The 15033-nt window shown below is 35.8% G+C and carries 14 protein-coding genes; 7 read left to right on the plus strand and 7 right to left on the minus strand.

Annotation, left to right across the window (positions count from 1 at the left end):
• Positions 1–75 precede the first annotated feature (75 nt).
• The gene (locus KO509_RS06110; protein ID WP_215972404.1) at positions 76–924 is read right to left on the minus strand and encodes a MurR/RpiR family transcriptional regulator; all 849 of its coding nucleotides are present in this window, start codon (positions 922–924) and stop codon (positions 76–78) included.
• A gap of 528 nt (positions 925–1452) precedes the next feature.
• Here KO509_RS06110 and zwf point away from each other — a divergent pair.
• From zwf to KO509_RS06130, 4 genes are all read left to right on the plus strand, one after another.
• Positions 1453–2922: a glucose-6-phosphate dehydrogenase gene (zwf, locus tag KO509_RS06115; RefSeq protein ID WP_215972405.1), complete on the plus strand. Its 1470-nt coding sequence runs from the start codon at positions 1453–1455 to the stop codon at positions 2920–2922.
• 2 nt (positions 2923–2924) lie between these two features.
• Positions 2925–3620, plus strand: a complete 696-nt coding sequence (gene pgl, locus KO509_RS06120) for a 6-phosphogluconolactonase (protein WP_215972406.1) — start codon at positions 2925–2927, stop codon at positions 3618–3620.
• An 89-nt stretch (positions 3621–3709) separates the two neighbouring features.
• Positions 3710–5524 (plus strand): phosphogluconate dehydratase, encoded by a 1815-nt coding sequence (gene edd, locus KO509_RS06125; RefSeq protein WP_215972505.1) that lies wholly within the window; start codon positions 3710–3712, stop codon positions 5522–5524.
• A 111-nt stretch (positions 5525–5635) separates the two neighbouring features.
• Entirely contained in the window at positions 5636–6283 is a 648-nt protein-coding gene (locus KO509_RS06130) for a bifunctional 4-hydroxy-2-oxoglutarate aldolase/2-dehydro-3-deoxy-phosphogluconate aldolase (RefSeq protein ID WP_215972407.1), read from the plus strand.
• Between the two features lie 28 nt (positions 6284–6311).
• Here KO509_RS06130 and KO509_RS06135 read toward each other — a convergent pair whose 3' ends face one another.
• Positions 6312–6716, minus strand: coding sequence for an RNA-binding S4 domain-containing protein (locus KO509_RS06135; RefSeq protein ID WP_215972408.1), 405 nt, complete (start codon positions 6714–6716; stop codon positions 6312–6314).
• Between the two features lie 291 nt (positions 6717–7007).
• Here KO509_RS06135 and KO509_RS06140 point away from each other — a divergent pair, with 291 nt between their 5' ends.
• The 3 genes from KO509_RS06140 to KO509_RS06150 all read left to right on the plus strand — a co-directional run bounded on the left by KO509_RS06140 (position 7008) and on the right by KO509_RS06150 (position 10932).
• Entirely contained in the window at positions 7008–8828 is a 1821-nt protein-coding gene (locus tag KO509_RS06140; protein ID WP_215972409.1) for an acyl-CoA dehydrogenase C-terminal domain-containing protein, read from the plus strand.
• 210 nt (positions 8829–9038) lie between these two features.
• Positions 9039–9569 (plus strand): outer membrane beta-barrel protein, encoded by a 531-nt coding sequence (locus tag KO509_RS06145; protein ID WP_215972410.1) that lies wholly within the window; start codon positions 9039–9041, stop codon positions 9567–9569.
• A 64-nt stretch (positions 9570–9633) separates the two neighbouring features.
• Positions 9634–10932, plus strand: a complete 1299-nt coding sequence (locus KO509_RS06150) for an Ig-like domain-containing protein (RefSeq protein ID WP_215972411.1) — start codon at positions 9634–9636, stop codon at positions 10930–10932.
• A gap of 154 nt (positions 10933–11086) precedes the next feature.
• Here the strand turns inward: KO509_RS06150 and ttcA are convergent, their stop codons facing one another.
• From ttcA to ccoS, 5 genes are all read right to left on the minus strand, one after another.
• Entirely contained in the window at positions 11087–11968 is an 882-nt protein-coding gene (gene ttcA, locus KO509_RS06155; protein ID WP_215972412.1) for a tRNA 2-thiocytidine(32) synthetase TtcA, read from the minus strand.
• Between the two features lie 190 nt (positions 11969–12158).
• Positions 12159–13097 (minus strand): universal stress protein UspE, encoded by a 939-nt coding sequence (gene uspE / locus KO509_RS06160; protein WP_215972413.1) that lies wholly within the window; start codon positions 13095–13097, stop codon positions 12159–12161.
• A gap of 152 nt (positions 13098–13249) precedes the next feature.
• Entirely contained in the window at positions 13250–13969 is a 720-nt protein-coding gene (gene fnr, locus KO509_RS06165) for a fumarate/nitrate reduction transcriptional regulator Fnr (protein WP_215972414.1), read from the minus strand.
• Between the two features lie 80 nt (positions 13970–14049).
• Entirely contained in the window at positions 14050–14787 is a 738-nt protein-coding gene (locus tag KO509_RS06170) for a sulfite exporter TauE/SafE family protein (RefSeq protein WP_215972415.1), read from the minus strand.
• 35 nt (positions 14788–14822) lie between these two features.
• Positions 14823–15020, minus strand: a complete 198-nt coding sequence (gene ccoS / locus KO509_RS06175; protein WP_215972416.1) for a cbb3-type cytochrome oxidase assembly protein CcoS — start codon at positions 15018–15020, stop codon at positions 14823–14825.
• Positions 15021–15033: the final 13 nt, after the last annotated feature.

The raw sequence follows: 15033 nt of genomic DNA on the forward strand, positions 1-15033 counted from the left end.
TCCTTATAACTTTTTAATGTGTCTAAAAATATATTTTATTTTGGTTTTTTCAATTTTTGTACAATGAGTTTACTATTAATCTTTTCGGTCGAATCGTGAGCTTCTTAGGCTATCTTTTACTTTCTTTAGGTTATCTCTAAACTTACTACCGCGTCTTAAAGTAAAACCTGTTGCAAGCACGTCTATCAGTGCTAATTGCGCTATCCTTGAAGACATTGGCATATAAAGATCAGTATCTTCAGCAACATCTACAGATAAAACAATACTGCATTCTTTAGCAAGTGGTGTGTCTTTAGTTGTGATCCCAATGACGGTAGCATCATTTTCTTTTGCTAAACTAGCAACCTCAACTAATGATTTTGTTCTTCCTGTATGTGATATCACAATAACAACATCACCTTGACGACTATTTATAGCACTCATACGTTGCATTAATATGTCATCAAAATAAACGACAGGAACATTAAAGCGGAAAAATTTATTTTGGGCATCATGAGCAACAATGGCTGAAGCACCTAACCCGAAAAACGATATTTTATTAGCTTGGGTAAGCACATCGACAGAGCGGTTAATCAAGGATGAATCTAAACTTTTACGTGCTAACTCAAGATTAGCCATAGTTGATTCAAAAATTTTATCGGTATAATCTTCAGCGCTATCATTTTCATCTACATGACGGTTAACATAAGGAGTACCGTTAGCTAAGCTTTGTGCTAAATGTAGTTTAAAATCAGGATAACCTTTTGTATCTAATCGACGGCAGAAACGATTGACTGTTGGCTCACTTATATTCGCTTGTTTTGCTAACGCAGCTATACTTGAGTGAATAACAGTATTGGGTGAAGAGAGTATAACTTCTGCCACTTTTCGTTCAGATTTACTTAGGGTGTCCAGCTCGTTAGTGATCTTTTCTAATATATTCATTATTTTGTGACCTTGGCCCTACTTATTACTAGCCACTTATTGGCGTGATAATATTGAAATTATATAACTAATAATAGTTACTGCATTATAACTGTATATGCTTACTGTAATTTATTTTCTTTTTTAGTAACATAAAAAATGAAATTTTATTTCATAAATTAACGTTAATATAATGTAAAACACAGTGACTTTGCAAATTTTTAATAAATAAAGCGAGATTTGATTTGTTTTGTTTGTAATATTAACGCATTAAATTCGAACAATCTTATAGTTCAGGTCAGTTTTTTAATATTTTTAGGCTTTTTATAAATAAAATGTAGTAAAATTACAGAAAGTTCTTTACTGATTAACACTCAAACGCTAAATTAGATGCATATGTAGCTAAGTTACAATTCTACTGTTTTATTTAAATTATGAGAGAGTCGTTGTATATGGGTGAGAATTTTACTGTTCATCATTCCCATGAAGTAAAATGATAGTTATCATCAGTATAATTGTACTGAGGTATTAAGAGGTCAGAGAGTTTTTATGAATAAATTAGATAGTCAATCTGCCAGTGAAATCGTTATTTTTGGTGCTTTAGGTGATTTATCTCGCCGTAAATTATTGCCGGCACTATATCAATTAGAAGCGTGTGGGTTAATTAATGAGAATAGCCGTATTGTTGGAGTTGCTCGCCCAACGCACGATTTAGATGAATTTAAAGCTTTTGTGCTAGAAAATATCAATACTTTTGTTAAAGAATCATTAGATGAGTCTGTGTTGGCCCGCTTTATGGCGCGTTTAGTTTATCAACAACTTGATTTAGTAAAAGTTGATGCCTACAAAGATTTAGCAAAAACATTATCAACTGGGAATGATACCCGTGTTTATTATTTCTCTACATCACCTGCCATTTACGGCAATATTTGTGACGGTTTGAATCATGCAGATCTTGTTACTGATAAAGATCGTGTGGTGATGGAAAAGCCAATTGGTCATTGCTTAGAATCTTCTAGAGTCATTAATAATCAAGTAGCCCGTTTCTTTAAAGAAAATCAAATTTACCGTATTGATCATTATTTAGGTAAAGAAACAGTTTTAAATTTGTTGGTTCTGCGTTTTGCTAATTCACTATTTACGACCAATTGGGATCGAAATAGCATTGACCATGTTCAAATTACTGTTGCTGAAAGTGTTGGTATAGAAGGGCGTTGGGGCTTTTACGACGAAGCTGGACAAATGCGCGACATGATTCAAAACCATTTATTACAAGTATTATCTCTGTTAGCTATGGAACCGCCTGCTGATTTAAGTGCAGAAAGTATTCGTGCTGAAAAATTAAAAGCGGTTAAAGCACTTTCCCCTATTGATCGTACTAATGTAAAAGAAAAAACAGTACGTGGCCAATATGCTGATGGTTATTTAAATGGTGTTGGCGTACCTGGTTATTTGAATGAAGAAGGTGCGAATACTAATAGTAAAACAGAAACCTTTGTTGCTATTAAAGCTGAAATTAATAATTGGCGTTGGTCAGGTGTACCTTTCTATTTAAGAACTGGTAAGCGTATGCCAGCTAAACATAGTGAGATAGTTGTTCATTTTAAAGAGCAACCACATAATATCTTCAAAGATAGCTACAGTGATTTACCTGCAAATAAATTAACTATTCGTCTGCAACCTGATGAAGGGGTTGAATTGCAAATGATGAATAAGATTCCTGGTATTGCTTCACAAATGAACATTCAGGAAAACAAATTAGATTTAAGCTTTAATGATACATATAAAGATCAACGTGTTATTGATGCTTATGAGCGCTTAATGCTTGAAGTTTTAAATGGTAACCAGTCGTTATTTGTTAGTCGCGATGAAGTTGAAGCTGCTTGGACATGGGCTGATAGTATTATTGATGCATGGAAATCAACGAATGAAGCACCTAAGCCATATGCTGCGGGATCATGGGGACCGGTTTCTTCTATTTCTTTAATTGCGCGAGATGATCGCCAGTGGGTTGAATAATCATGTATCAATTAAATAACTTTGATAGCAGAGAACAATTAGACGAGTCATTAGCAGATAAGATTAGTAAAATACTGCAGTCGGCTATTAGCTTAACAGGCAAGGCAAGTCTTGCTGTTTCAGGTGGTTCAACCCCTAAAGGTTTTTTTAAGGCGCTTTCTAATAAGTCAATTGAGTGGAAGAAAGTAACGATAACGCTGGCTGATGAACGTTGGGTTGATATAAATTCAGATGATAGTAATACTAAATTAGTTCACGAAAATCTACTCATTAATAAAGCTGCTTCGGCAAAGTTTTTTCACCTTAAGCAGGGTGATGAATTATGTGACGAGACTTTAGCAGATCTTAATTTGGCTGCTAATCATGCATTATTACCATTAGATGTTGTTATTTTAGGTATGGGAGAAGATGGTCACACTGCATCGCTTTTTCCTTGCAGTGATGAAATTGAACAAGGCCTAGATGTTAATAATGTTAATTCATTAATGAAAGTTCAACCAAAAACAGCGCCTCATCAACGTATAACGTTTAGTTTTTCGGCATTAAAAGCCAGTAAAAATGTGTTTTTGCATGTGTGTGGTGATAATAAAAAACAAGTATTAGATAAAGCTCTGAGCACTCACGATATTTTTGAAATGCCAATTAGAGCTTTTTTACACAATGATGTGATAGATACCCAAATATATTGGGCTAAATAAGGAATATTATCTGCAAATTAATATTCATTAAAAATATTAATTTAATAATTTACCGTTAAAAATCAAGAAGTAGGCCTATGAAAATAGCAATGAAGCAAGAAATAGTAGATATTACAGAACGTATTATCACTCGAAGTGCGACAACTCGAAAAGAGTACTTAGCTAAAATAGCGGCAGCAAAATCAAATACTGTTCATCGTGCAAGTTTATCTTGTGGTAATTTAGCGCATGGTTTTGCGGCTTGTAATAAAGAAGATAAACAAGCGATTAAAGGCTTAAACCATTCAGATGTTGCCATTGTTTCCGCATACAATGATATGTTGAGTGCACATCAGCCTTATGAGACATACCCTCAAATTATCAAAGATGCAATTAAAGCGACAGGTGGTGTAGCTCAATTTGCAGGTGGTGTTCCTGCAATGTGTGACGGTGTTACACAAGGTCAGCCTGGCATGGATTTAAGCCTAATGAGCCGTGATGTTATTGCTATGGCCACAGCAGTTGGCTTATCTCATAACATGTTTGATGGCGCATTAATGTTGGGTATCTGCGATAAAATTGTACCCGGTTTACTTATTGCCAGTATGACATTTGGCCATTTGCCAACAGCTTTTATTCCTGCTGGACCTATGCCATCAGGTATTCCTAATAAAGAAAAAGCACGAGTACGTCAACAATATGCACAAGGTGAAGTTGACGAAGCTGCCTTGTTAGAGGCTGAGTCTGCGTCTTATCATGCTGCAGGTACTTGTACTTTCTTCGGTACAGCTAACTCTAATCAGTTAGTCGTTGAGGTGATGGGGTTACATTTACCGGGTGCTTCTTTTGTTGCGCCTAATACGCCATTACGTGAAGAATTAACAAAAGCCGCAGCCCGTCAAGTAACTCGTCTAACACAACAGTCAGGCAATTATATGCCTATTGGTAAAATGGTTGACGAACGCTCTATTGTTAATGCAATTGTAGCGTTATTAGCAACAGGCGGTTCTACTAATTTAACGATGCATATTATCGCATTTGCGCGTGCTGCCGGTATTATTATTAATTTCCAGGATTTTAATGATTTATCTCAAGCTGTACCGTTAATCACTCGTATTTATCCAAATGGTCACGCTGATATTAACCACTTTCAAGAAGCGGGTGGTATGGCATTATTATTCAAAGAGCTTATTAACTCGGGGTTATTGCACGAAGATGTTGAAACAATTTGTGGTCGTGGTTTAACACGTTATACCCAAAAACCAATATTGGATAATGGTCAACTTAAGTGGGTTGATGGCGTTGAAAAATCATTAGACGAAGCGGTAATTACAACCGTTGCCAAACCATTTAAAGCTGATGGCGGTTTAAAAACGTTGAAAGGTAATTTAGGTACGTCAGTATTAAAAACTTCATCTTTAAGTGATGATCATCTTGTAATAAAGGCTCCTGCGATTGTTTTTGAAGATCAACATGAGCTTCAATCGGCGTTTGATAACGGTGAGTTAGAGAAAGACTTTGTTGCGGTAGTTCGTTTCCAAGGACCCAAAGCTCGTGGCATGCCTGAATTACATAAATTAACGCCACCATTAGGAGTGTTACAAGACAAGGGCTTTAAAGTTGCTTTAGTGACTGATGGTCGTATGTCTGGTGCATCAGGTAAAGTACCTGCAGCCATTCATTTATGTCCTGAAGGTTTAGATGGAGGTCTAATTGCCAAAGTTAAAACGGGTGACATGATCAATGTAGATGGTGTGACGGGAGAATTAACGTTATTAGTTGACGAACAAGAATTAGCTGCTCGTGATAATGCTCTATTCCAAAAAAATGGACATCATCAAGGCATGGGGCGTGAACTGTTTGGGTTTATGCGTCGTAACTTAAGCTCAGCAGAAACAGGTGCATGTTCTCTGTTTGATGAGTAAGCCTCTGCTAAAGAAAAGTATTGGTCAACCAAGCTAAATTAATACATTTAAAAAACTAAAAATTACACATTAAATTGAATTATATTAAATAAAAAATAGAATAGAGGATTTATGACATCAATAAATAATTGGCAAATTATGCCAAAAGATCTTTTTGCAATGGGACCTATCGTTCCTGTACTAGTGATTGATAAAGTTGAAGATGCTTTACCCATTGCGGAAGCACTTTTGGCTGCGGGTATTAAAGTATTAGAAGTGACCTTACGTACGCCTGCTGCATTAGATGTAATTAGCACTATTGCTAAAGAGTTGCCAGAGGCCGTTGTTGGGGCAGGTACTGTTACTAACCGTCTACACTTACAGCAATCAATTGATGCAGGAGCTAAGTTTGCCTTAAGCCCAGGTTTAACGCCAGATTTATTAAAAGCAGGGAGTGAAAGTAGTATTGCTTTAATTCCTGGTGTTTCTTCTGTTTCAGATTTAATGAGCGCAGCAGATTTAGGTTATGATCACTTGAAATTTTTCCCAGCAGAAGCTTCAGGTGGTGTTAATGCTATTAAAGCTATTGGTGGTCCATTCCCTAATATTACTTTTTGCCCTACAGGCGGAATTAATTTAAAGAATGTTCGTGATTATTTAGCATTATCAAATGTTGCTTGTTGTGGTGGCTCTTGGTTGGTTCCTAGTCAAGTTGTAGCAACGAAAAATTGGTCTGAAATAACGAAACTATCTAACGAAGTACTTAACCTCGTTAAATAATTTCTTATATTGATATTTTAGTACGAAACTAAAAAGAAATAGGTTTTCTTTTAGAGAGCCTAGCGGTGCCATCAACTGTTGGTACTGCTGCTTTTACTTCATTTTTTGATGATTTCGTACTTACTGATTGAGTATTTTCATTTAAATCTTCAGCAGTTGTTATTATTTCATTAGGAACATAATCAAAAACATCATCTTCACTTAGCTCTTCATTTATAACAACTTGTATTCTTTCACCATTAAACTCAACAATATCATCATGGTAAACTTTTTTCCTTTTTTGATATTCGACTTCACCGTTGAGTAAAACATATCCCTCACTAATAACAACTTTCGCTTCACCACCCCCTGCAACAAGATCAGCAATTTTAAGTAATTTACATAACTCTATTGGTTGTTTATCTAACTGTATTTCTAAATAACTTTCTGACATATATCTTTTTAGCCCTTAAAAAGAGTTGTTTCTACTGCTTATTTTATCACTTTTTCAAACTAAGGTTTGACTATTTTATTTTATAAAAAACAGTACGTTATTAATAAATATTAATGTTGATAAGAAAAAATACTAAAAAACAACTTGTGTTGGTGGTATGACCAGTGTTCTAATCTCTGTTATTATTTATAGTGATCACCGTTAAGTAAACATAACTAAAAGGTGTTTAGTTAACGGCAATTATTAATATGATCACCGCATCATCAATTACTTCAGTGGTAGGAGAAAACTATGCTTAGTTATAAAGCACCGATAGCAGACATTAAATTTTTAATAGAAGATGTATTTGATTATTATGGACATTACCAAAAATACCCTGAATTTGTCGAAGCAACCCCTGATTTAAATGATGCAATTTTACAAGAATGTGCAAAGTTTTGTGAGAATGAACTATTACCTTTATATCAAAGTGGTGACAAGGAAGGTTGTACCTTTAACAATGGTGCTGTAACGACACCTAAGGGCTTTAAAGAAGCTTATAACAAATATGTTGAAGGTGGTTGGCAAAGCTTATCTCATCCTATTGAACATGGCGGTCAGGGCTTACCACCGTCATTAGGTATGGCTAAATCAGAAATGATGGGTACCGCTAACTGGTCTTGGGCTATGTATCCAGGATTAAGCCATGGTGCCATGAATACAGTACAATCGCATGGCAGCGAAGCACAAAAAGAGCTTTATTTAACGCGTTTAACTGAAGGTAGCTGGACAGGTACTATGTGCTTAACTGAGCCACAATGTGGTACTGATTTAGGGCAAGTTAAAACGAAAGCTGAGCCAAATGAAGATGGCACATATAATATTACCGGTACTAAAATTTTTATTTCAGCGGGTGAGCATGACCTAACAGAGAATATTATCCATATTGTGTTAGCTAGGCTTCCAAATGCGCCAGCAGGTACACGGGGGATCTCTTTATTTATTGTTCCTAAAGTTAAAACGGATGCGCAAGGTAATTTAGGCGAAAGCAATCATGTTACTTGCGGCTCTATTGAAGATAAAATGGGTATTAAAGCTTCTGCAACTGCGGTGCTAAATTTTGATAATGCTGTTGGTGAACTCATTGGACCGGAACATAAAGGTCTAGAATGTATGTTTACTTTTATGAATACCGCCCGTGTAGGTACTGCATTACAAGGTGTATGTACTGCAGAATTGGCATATCAAAATTCATTAATTTACGCAAAAGAGCGTCTATCAATGCGCTCGCTTACAGGTAAGAAATTTCCTGAGCAAGTAGCAGATCCTATTATTGTTCATCCTGATGTTCGTAAAATGTTAATGACGCAGAAGGCTATTTCTGAAGGTGGTCGTGCCATGATCTATTATACGGCTAAAATTGTTGATGAAATTGAAATGGCAAAAACTGATGCTGAAAAAGAAGCAGCAGATGAACGTTTAGGTTTTATTACACCTATCCTTAAAGCTTTCTTAACTGAACTTGGCTCAGAAAGTGCGAACCATGGTTTACAGATATTCGGCGGTCACGGCTTTATAAAAGAGTGGGGAATGGAGCAAATTGTTCGTGATGCACGTATTGCAACACTGTATGAAGGTACAACAGGTATACAGGCGTTAGATTTGCTGGGTCGTAAGATCTTACTAACGCGTGGAAAATCATTAAAAGCCTTTACTAAAGAAATACTAACGTTTTGTAAAGATAAAAGTATGATTTCAAATAGCCCGCATAAGCGTCAAATGAATAAGTTTATTTGGCCATTAAGTAAAGCAACAGCTAATTGGCAGCAGTATTCTCTTAGGTTAGCACTTAAAGCCAAGAAAGATAGAGATATCATTGGTTCAGCGTCAGTTGATTATTTAATGTTTTCTGGTTATATCGTGATGGCTTATTTTTGGGCTCAAATGGCACAAGCTGCTTACGAGAAGTTAGCAACAGATGTTGAAAATCGTGATTTTTACCGTGCAAAAATTAAAACAGCAGAGTTTTATTTTGAACGCATGTTACCAAGAACTAAGTCGTTAGCGAAAACTATGATGGCAGACCCTAAAACCTTGATGCAGCTTGACCAAGAGTTGTTATCGTTTTTGTAGGGGGATACTCAGGTAATTAAACAACCTTTATTCGCTTAAATAGATATTAACCACAATCAATAGTTATAATCATTGATTGTGGTTTTTTTTTAACCTACGGTTACTATATGTTTCTTTAATCATCGTCCGTTATAGTAAAGGTATTGATTAGATTCGCTAAGTTCTATACTATCTACTTCTAAATAGGATATAAAATGTAGATGGATCTTCATGATAAAAATTATTTCTTGGCTATTATTAATTAGCTTTTCATTCCCCAGTACTGCCAAATCACCCCTTGTCGACTCAACTTATGTTGGTGTTGATTATATATTATCTTCTATTGAACTTCGTGATGAACGTGCGAAACCTAGTGCAACTGCCTTTCGCATAGGAGCAAATAAAGAACGTATTGGCTTGGAAGCTCAGTATCTAAGAGGTAACAATACCGATAATATTTATCGTATGGAATTCGATTTAGAACAAAGTATTGCTCTTTACCTTGTACTGCAATCAAAGACTATCAGTGGTTTTGGTTTAGATGTATCACTAGGCTATGCTGTAACCGATATGACGGTGCAGGGGCCTGCAGAAACGTATAACGGCGAAGATACCTATTCTGGTTTTTCTTGGGGCATCACTTTTCATCAAAAAATATCTTATATCGAAAATACCCAACTTAGGTTTGGTTATCAATCACTCTATAAAGATGATGATATATCCATATCTGGTATTTCTCTTGGTGTAATCTACCAATTCTAGTTATTAATCATGCTATTTGAATGTATAAAAGTTCATAAAAAGCATTTGCGGTGAAAATTAAACAATGAAAGCTAATACAATGAAAAGTAACAAAATCAAAAGCAACGCTATAGCTTATTTTATTGCTATATGCCTAACGAACATCATGTTATTTGGTTGCGATACGGATAATAACGCTAGCGAACTCGGTCAAGCAGTTACGTTTGAAAAATTGCGTGAGCAAGGGCTATTTATTGAGTCACTTACGATCAACGATGATCATATTCGATTAACGAAAGGTGAAACTCATCAACTTAGCGCAATGGCTTTAACTAATAGTGGTGATGTTATCGACGTAACGGAAAGTATTGATTGGAGTTCAAGTGATAACAGCATCGCTACTGTTAATGAGCAAGGTTTAGTTACCGCTGTCGCCAATTCCTCGAATAATCAAGGTATTGTTATTATTATGGGAACAAGCATTAATGGGATTGTGGATGAAGGAGAAATTTCAGTTAGTGACGTTGCGGTAAGCGCTATTAACTTAATTCATCCTCAGCCGGAAGAGGGTACTATTGGTACCTGTGTGGCGACCAACATTACTGCAAATGTAAATTATGAAGATGGTTATATTTCAATGAATACGATCAAAGATATCAGCTTTAGTCTTGATAGCAATACTAGTGCGACTATTGATAAAAACGGTACCTTGTATACCTCATCACCTGACATTGAAACCACCATAATAACGGGGACTTTAGACGATATTACCGACTCATTAACCGTTGTTGCCGACCCACTCAATGTAGGCCATCTTGATATTTTACTTGATGATATAGTTACCGATGATATTACGCTCGCAATAGGAGAACGTATTTTAGTTAACGGTCAGGCCACGTTAACCAATACTACTTTGCCATCTTCTATTGATAATACTATTGTTTGGTCACAAGAAAGTGGTGACTATCTCGGCATTACGACAACAGGTGATAACAAAGGCACCCTAGTTGGCCTTATTGCGGGTACAACGCAACTTGTTGGCTCTTGTGGAGGCAATCAAACTACGGCAACCGTATCAGTAACAGGAACAGCTGAACTTGACTCTATAAAAATTAATAAAGGTAGTGATATTACCTTGGCATCATCAGAGTCGGTAGACTTAACCTTAACGGCTTATTATACCGACACCCCAACAAGCTTGAATGTTTCTGAGTTTGCACATTGGTCAGTTAGCGATACTAGTTTAGTCACGGTGGAATTGATTGATTTAGGTACAAACACAGCGAGTTATCAGTTAACGAATATTTCAAAAAGTACCGATGAAGTGATTGTTACGGTGACTTATGCTGGAGAAAGTAGCACTATAAATATCACTCTTGAATAAATACAGGTAATAAAAACGAATAAACCCAACCAAACACTTAGCTTTATATAAAGGTTATCTCAATATAGTAAGGTTTTGATGGTTCAGACGGTTTATAAGTTACACCAGATGCATTCAATAGGGGAACACACGTTTGTGTGTTCCCTATATTCGATCAAGAAGCGTCGATTATTTCTATGTTTTTAACGTCAATTAAATTTGACGACGAGATGTCAGCGCCTCCAAACTCTTGTTCTTTTGGCTCGGCGGTTCTATCGATGGTAAGCGCTGAAAAGTCGTATAAATTATGGTCAGATAATTGAGAAAGACTAACACTTTGCGTACTTTTAAAAACACTTTCTACGCGCCCTGGAGACTCTTGGTCCCAAGTATTGAGCATTTTTTTTATTTGTTTTCTTTGTAAGTTTTCTTGTGACCCACAGAGGTTACAAGGAATAATAGGGTAGCTCTTTACCTCGGATAGTTGCTCAATATCTTTCTCTCTGCAATATGATAGCGGTCTTATGACTACATTTCGTTTATCGTCACTTAGTAGTTTGGGTGGCATAGCCTTTAATTTTGCATTATTAAACATGTTCATCATTAAGGTTTCAACGATGTCATCCATATGATGACCTAATGCTATTTTTGTTGCACCAATCTTTTCAGCAAAACCATATAATGATCCTCTTCTGAGTCTTGAACATAAAGCGCACGTTGTTTTGCCTTCAGGTACTTTTTGTTTTACTACTGAGTAGGTGTCTTTATCAATAATGTAGTAGTCAATGCCTTTTTCTTCGAGGTAATTAGGTAGTATATGTTCAGGAAAGCCAGGCTGTTTTTGATCGAGATTGACAGCTATAACGTCAAATTTAATGGGCGCTACACGTTTTAAGTGTAAAAGGGTATCAAGCATGACAAAAGAATCTTTACCTCCACTTATGGCACAAAGAATTTTATCGCCTTCTTCAATCATGTTGTAATCAGAAACGGCTTTGCCTGTTAGGTGTCTGATTTTTTTTTCTAGCTTATTGCTAATAGCTTGTTGAGTATTCATTAAAAACTACTTACCACTTAATCACATTAGATATTTTATTTTCGATGGTAAATTCTATCATAGGTTAAAAGTTTAAAGTGCTATTAAAGTTGTTTGAAAGGGGATTATTTCGACGTTATATTAGCTTAATAAAGACTGAAAAAGGTTACATACCTCTTTCAGTCTTTGATTTCAGTATGAGAGAATACTTTTACTGTAGTGGCGACACATAACCCTCAGGTTTTAGCGCAAGTACATCACAGTTAAGTTGGTCAATGACATGCTCTGCGGTATTACCAATTAATGCTGCAGAAATACCCGTTCGGCCTATTGTGCCTAGCACAACTAGCTCAGCATCAATTTTATCTGCGACTTCTTCAATGACTCTTTCAGGTAAGCCTTCTTCAACGTGAGTGTTAGTGATATCAATTTCAAATTCAGTCGCATGTGCTGCCATCGACTTTTTATGATGTTGCAGCATAGTATTATTGTATTCACTAGAGTTAAACTCTGGTATTTCAATTGCAATGTTAACAGGTGTGCCAGGAAATGAATTTACTAAATGAACGTTTCCTTGAATCAGCTGTGCTAAATTTTTTGCTTCTTTAGTAATTTTATTATTAAGTGAATTGTGCTCTGTTTCATCACTTCCAACATTAATTGCCGCAAGTATGTTCCCATTGCTTGGCCATTCATGTTCTTTTACTAATAATACTGGACATGGACATTTACGCAATATATGCCAATCGGTAGGAGTAAAAATTACCGATTTGAATCTGTCATGTTGATGAGTCCCTTTAATGACTAGATCGTAATTATTTTGGATTACTTGTTCAATAATAGATTCAAAAGGGCGATTATGCCAAACAACTAAGTTACTAATATCAATATCAGGCTTTAAATCACTTATAATACCTTCTAGCCAAAGCTCTTTATCTTTAATAACAGATTGTCGCATAGCGCCACGATCATCGTTGGAAAGGATAGTAGTCATCTCATAAGAGAAGTCAAAGATACTTAGAAAAGCAGTTATTTCCACCTGACCGCCACTTGCTTTAATATTGGCAGCTAAGTCTATTGCTCTTTGTAATGCTTTTTGTTCATCAGTTGATGGGTCGATAACGACTAGAATTTTTTGATAGGTTTTCATGATAATTCTCCCTGTTGTTATACATTGGTTAAACTTTATTAAAGCTTAAGTAATTTATATCAAAAGTGTGAGATTAATGCTTGTTTTAAATCAAAGTATAAGGGATTTAAAACAAGCATTATAAATTATAACGCTAGAAAGCCTTTGAGGAGCTAAAGTTCGGCACAATTAACAAGTTCATTGAGGTTTATGATAGTAATAAGTTTACCATCAACCTTAATTAAGCCTGTTTTATGAAAACGATTTAATAAACGGCTGATTGTTTCAACGGTAAGTCCAATGTAATTACCAATATCGCTTCGTGTCATTGTAAGGCGAAATTCATTGGCTGATAAACCTCTGGCACGATAGCGTTTGCTTAAGCTGACTAAAAAAGTAGCAACACGCTGTTCGGCATTCTTTCTGTTCAACAACGTAAGCATTTCTTGATCGGTTCTAATTTCGTTACTCATTAAGCGTAAAACTTGTTTCTTAAGTTTTGGCATAGTATTAGATAAAGTATCTAAATTATCGTAAGGAATTTCACATATCATCGATGTTTCTAAAGCTTGAGCAAAACTTTTATGTTCTGATTCGGCAATAGCGTCAAATCCTAGTAAATCTCCAGCTAAGTGAAAGCCAGTGATTTGTTCTTCACCTTGTTCATTAACGGTAAAAGTTTTAAATGTACCAGAACGAATAGCATAAAGCGCCTGCATTTCTTGACCATCAGTGAATATTTTATCACCTTTGTGGAAAGGACGTTTACGATCAATAATTTGATCAAGCGTATTAAGTTCTTGATCATTTAAGGTAAAAGGTAGACAAAGTTCACTAATACTACAGTTTTGACAGTTAATATGCTGTGCACCAGGGGAACTATTATTTAACATAGGCTACTCATTTATTTTATAGGAATAGGGTAAATTTTCATTTATGTATTTACTCTAATTTCTAGGATAATGCTATGGTATTAGAACATCTGGTGGTATGCAACAATAAAACTATAAATACCAAAGGTTATTAGTACTAACGCCATTACCTTTTTGAACGATGGTTTAGTTAAAGTATTTTTAATGCTACTAAACCCAATAGAAAGAGTTAACAGTGCGGGAAGAGTACCTAAGCCAAAAAAGAACATAATACTCGCCCCAGTATATATGCTACCGCTTGCTAGTGCCCAAGTTAAGGTTGAGTAGACTAATCCGCAAGGTAACCAGCCCCAAATGGCGCCAAGAGTAAGTGCTTTTATTGGTGAATTTACAGGGATGGCTTTACTGGCTAAAGGTGATATGTAACGCCATAAATGCTTACCTAGGGCTTCTATTCGATTTAACCACATCAACCACTGACCTAAATATAAACCAAGTAAGATCATAAAGGTTGCCGAAATTAACCGTAGACCAGCAAGTGGCATTCCAATATTTTTTGCCGCGATAGAGCCGGTAAATCCCACAATTGCGCCGATAAAAGCATAGGAAGAAATACGACCAATATTGTATAAAATTACTAAGGCGGTTTTACTACGAGTAATTGAGGATGCTGTTGAGTGCTTAATAGGTCTCTGATTATTAACAGGTATTTGATTATTATATTTATTTGACTCAGGAAGGGCTGAAGTGAGCATGGTGGTAATCCCACCGCACATCACAATACAATGCCCTGAGCCAAGTAATCCTATTACAAATGCGGAGAATAAGTCTAGGTTCATTGAGTTAGTTACCGTTATGAGAACTGCTGACTTTGTTAGCCATGATTTGTACTGTCAGGTTTATCACTACTTTGTTTGGTTGTTTTATCATCCTCTTTATTATCAAAAAGAATACTCATACCTTCTTTTTCAAGGTCATCAAACTGTTCAGTTTTTACTGCCCAAAAGAACATATAAATACCCAGTGCTGTTAGTAATACTGCGATTGGAATTAAAAAATAAATAATGCTCATTTTTGTTTCTCTT

Origin of the sequence: Colwellia sp. C2M11, from assembly GCF_018860915.1 — a bacterium.
Classification (GTDB): domain Bacteria; phylum Pseudomonadota; class Gammaproteobacteria; order Enterobacterales; family Alteromonadaceae; genus Colwellia.

What these genes read in the sequence shown, in the direction of transcription:
- KO509_RS06110 (WP_215972404.1), bottom strand. Translation starts at nt 924, where the DNA reads ATGAATATATTAGAAAAGATCACTAACGAGCTGGACACCCTAAGTAAA.
- zwf (WP_215972405.1), top strand. Translation starts at nt 1,453, where the DNA reads ATGAATAAATTAGATAGTCAATCTGCCAGTGAAATCGTTATTTTTGGT.
- pgl (WP_215972406.1), top strand. Translation starts at nt 2,925, where the DNA reads ATGTATCAATTAAATAACTTTGATAGCAGAGAACAATTAGACGAGTCA.
- edd (WP_215972505.1), top strand. Translation starts at nt 3,710, where the DNA reads ATGAAGCAAGAAATAGTAGATATTACAGAACGTATTATCACTCGAAGT.
- KO509_RS06130 (WP_215972407.1), top strand. Translation starts at nt 5,636, where the DNA reads ATGACATCAATAAATAATTGGCAAATTATGCCAAAAGATCTTTTTGCA.
- KO509_RS06135 (WP_215972408.1), bottom strand. Translation starts at nt 6,716, where the DNA reads ATGTCAGAAAGTTATTTAGAAATACAGTTAGATAAACAACCAATAGAG.
- KO509_RS06140 (WP_215972409.1), top strand. Translation starts at nt 7,008, where the DNA reads ATGCTTAGTTATAAAGCACCGATAGCAGACATTAAATTTTTAATAGAA.
- KO509_RS06145 (WP_215972410.1), top strand. Translation starts at nt 9,039, where the DNA reads ATGATAAAAATTATTTCTTGGCTATTATTAATTAGCTTTTCATTCCCC.
- KO509_RS06150 (WP_215972411.1), top strand. Translation starts at nt 9,634, where the DNA reads ATGAAAGCTAATACAATGAAAAGTAACAAAATCAAAAGCAACGCTATA.
- ttcA (WP_215972412.1), bottom strand. Translation starts at nt 11,968, where the DNA reads ATGAATACTCAACAAGCTATTAGCAATAAGCTAGAAAAAAAAATCAGA.
- uspE (WP_215972413.1), bottom strand. Translation starts at nt 13,097, where the DNA reads ATGAAAACCTATCAAAAAATTCTAGTCGTTATCGACCCATCAACTGAT.
- fnr (WP_215972414.1), bottom strand. Translation starts at nt 13,969, where the DNA reads ATGTTAAATAATAGTTCCCCTGGTGCACAGCATATTAACTGTCAAAAC.
- KO509_RS06170 (WP_215972415.1), bottom strand. Translation starts at nt 14,787, where the DNA reads ATGAACCTAGACTTATTCTCCGCATTTGTAATAGGATTACTTGGCTCA.
- ccoS (WP_215972416.1), bottom strand. Translation starts at nt 15,020, where the DNA reads ATGAGCATTATTTATTTTTTAATTCCAATCGCAGTATTACTAACAGCA.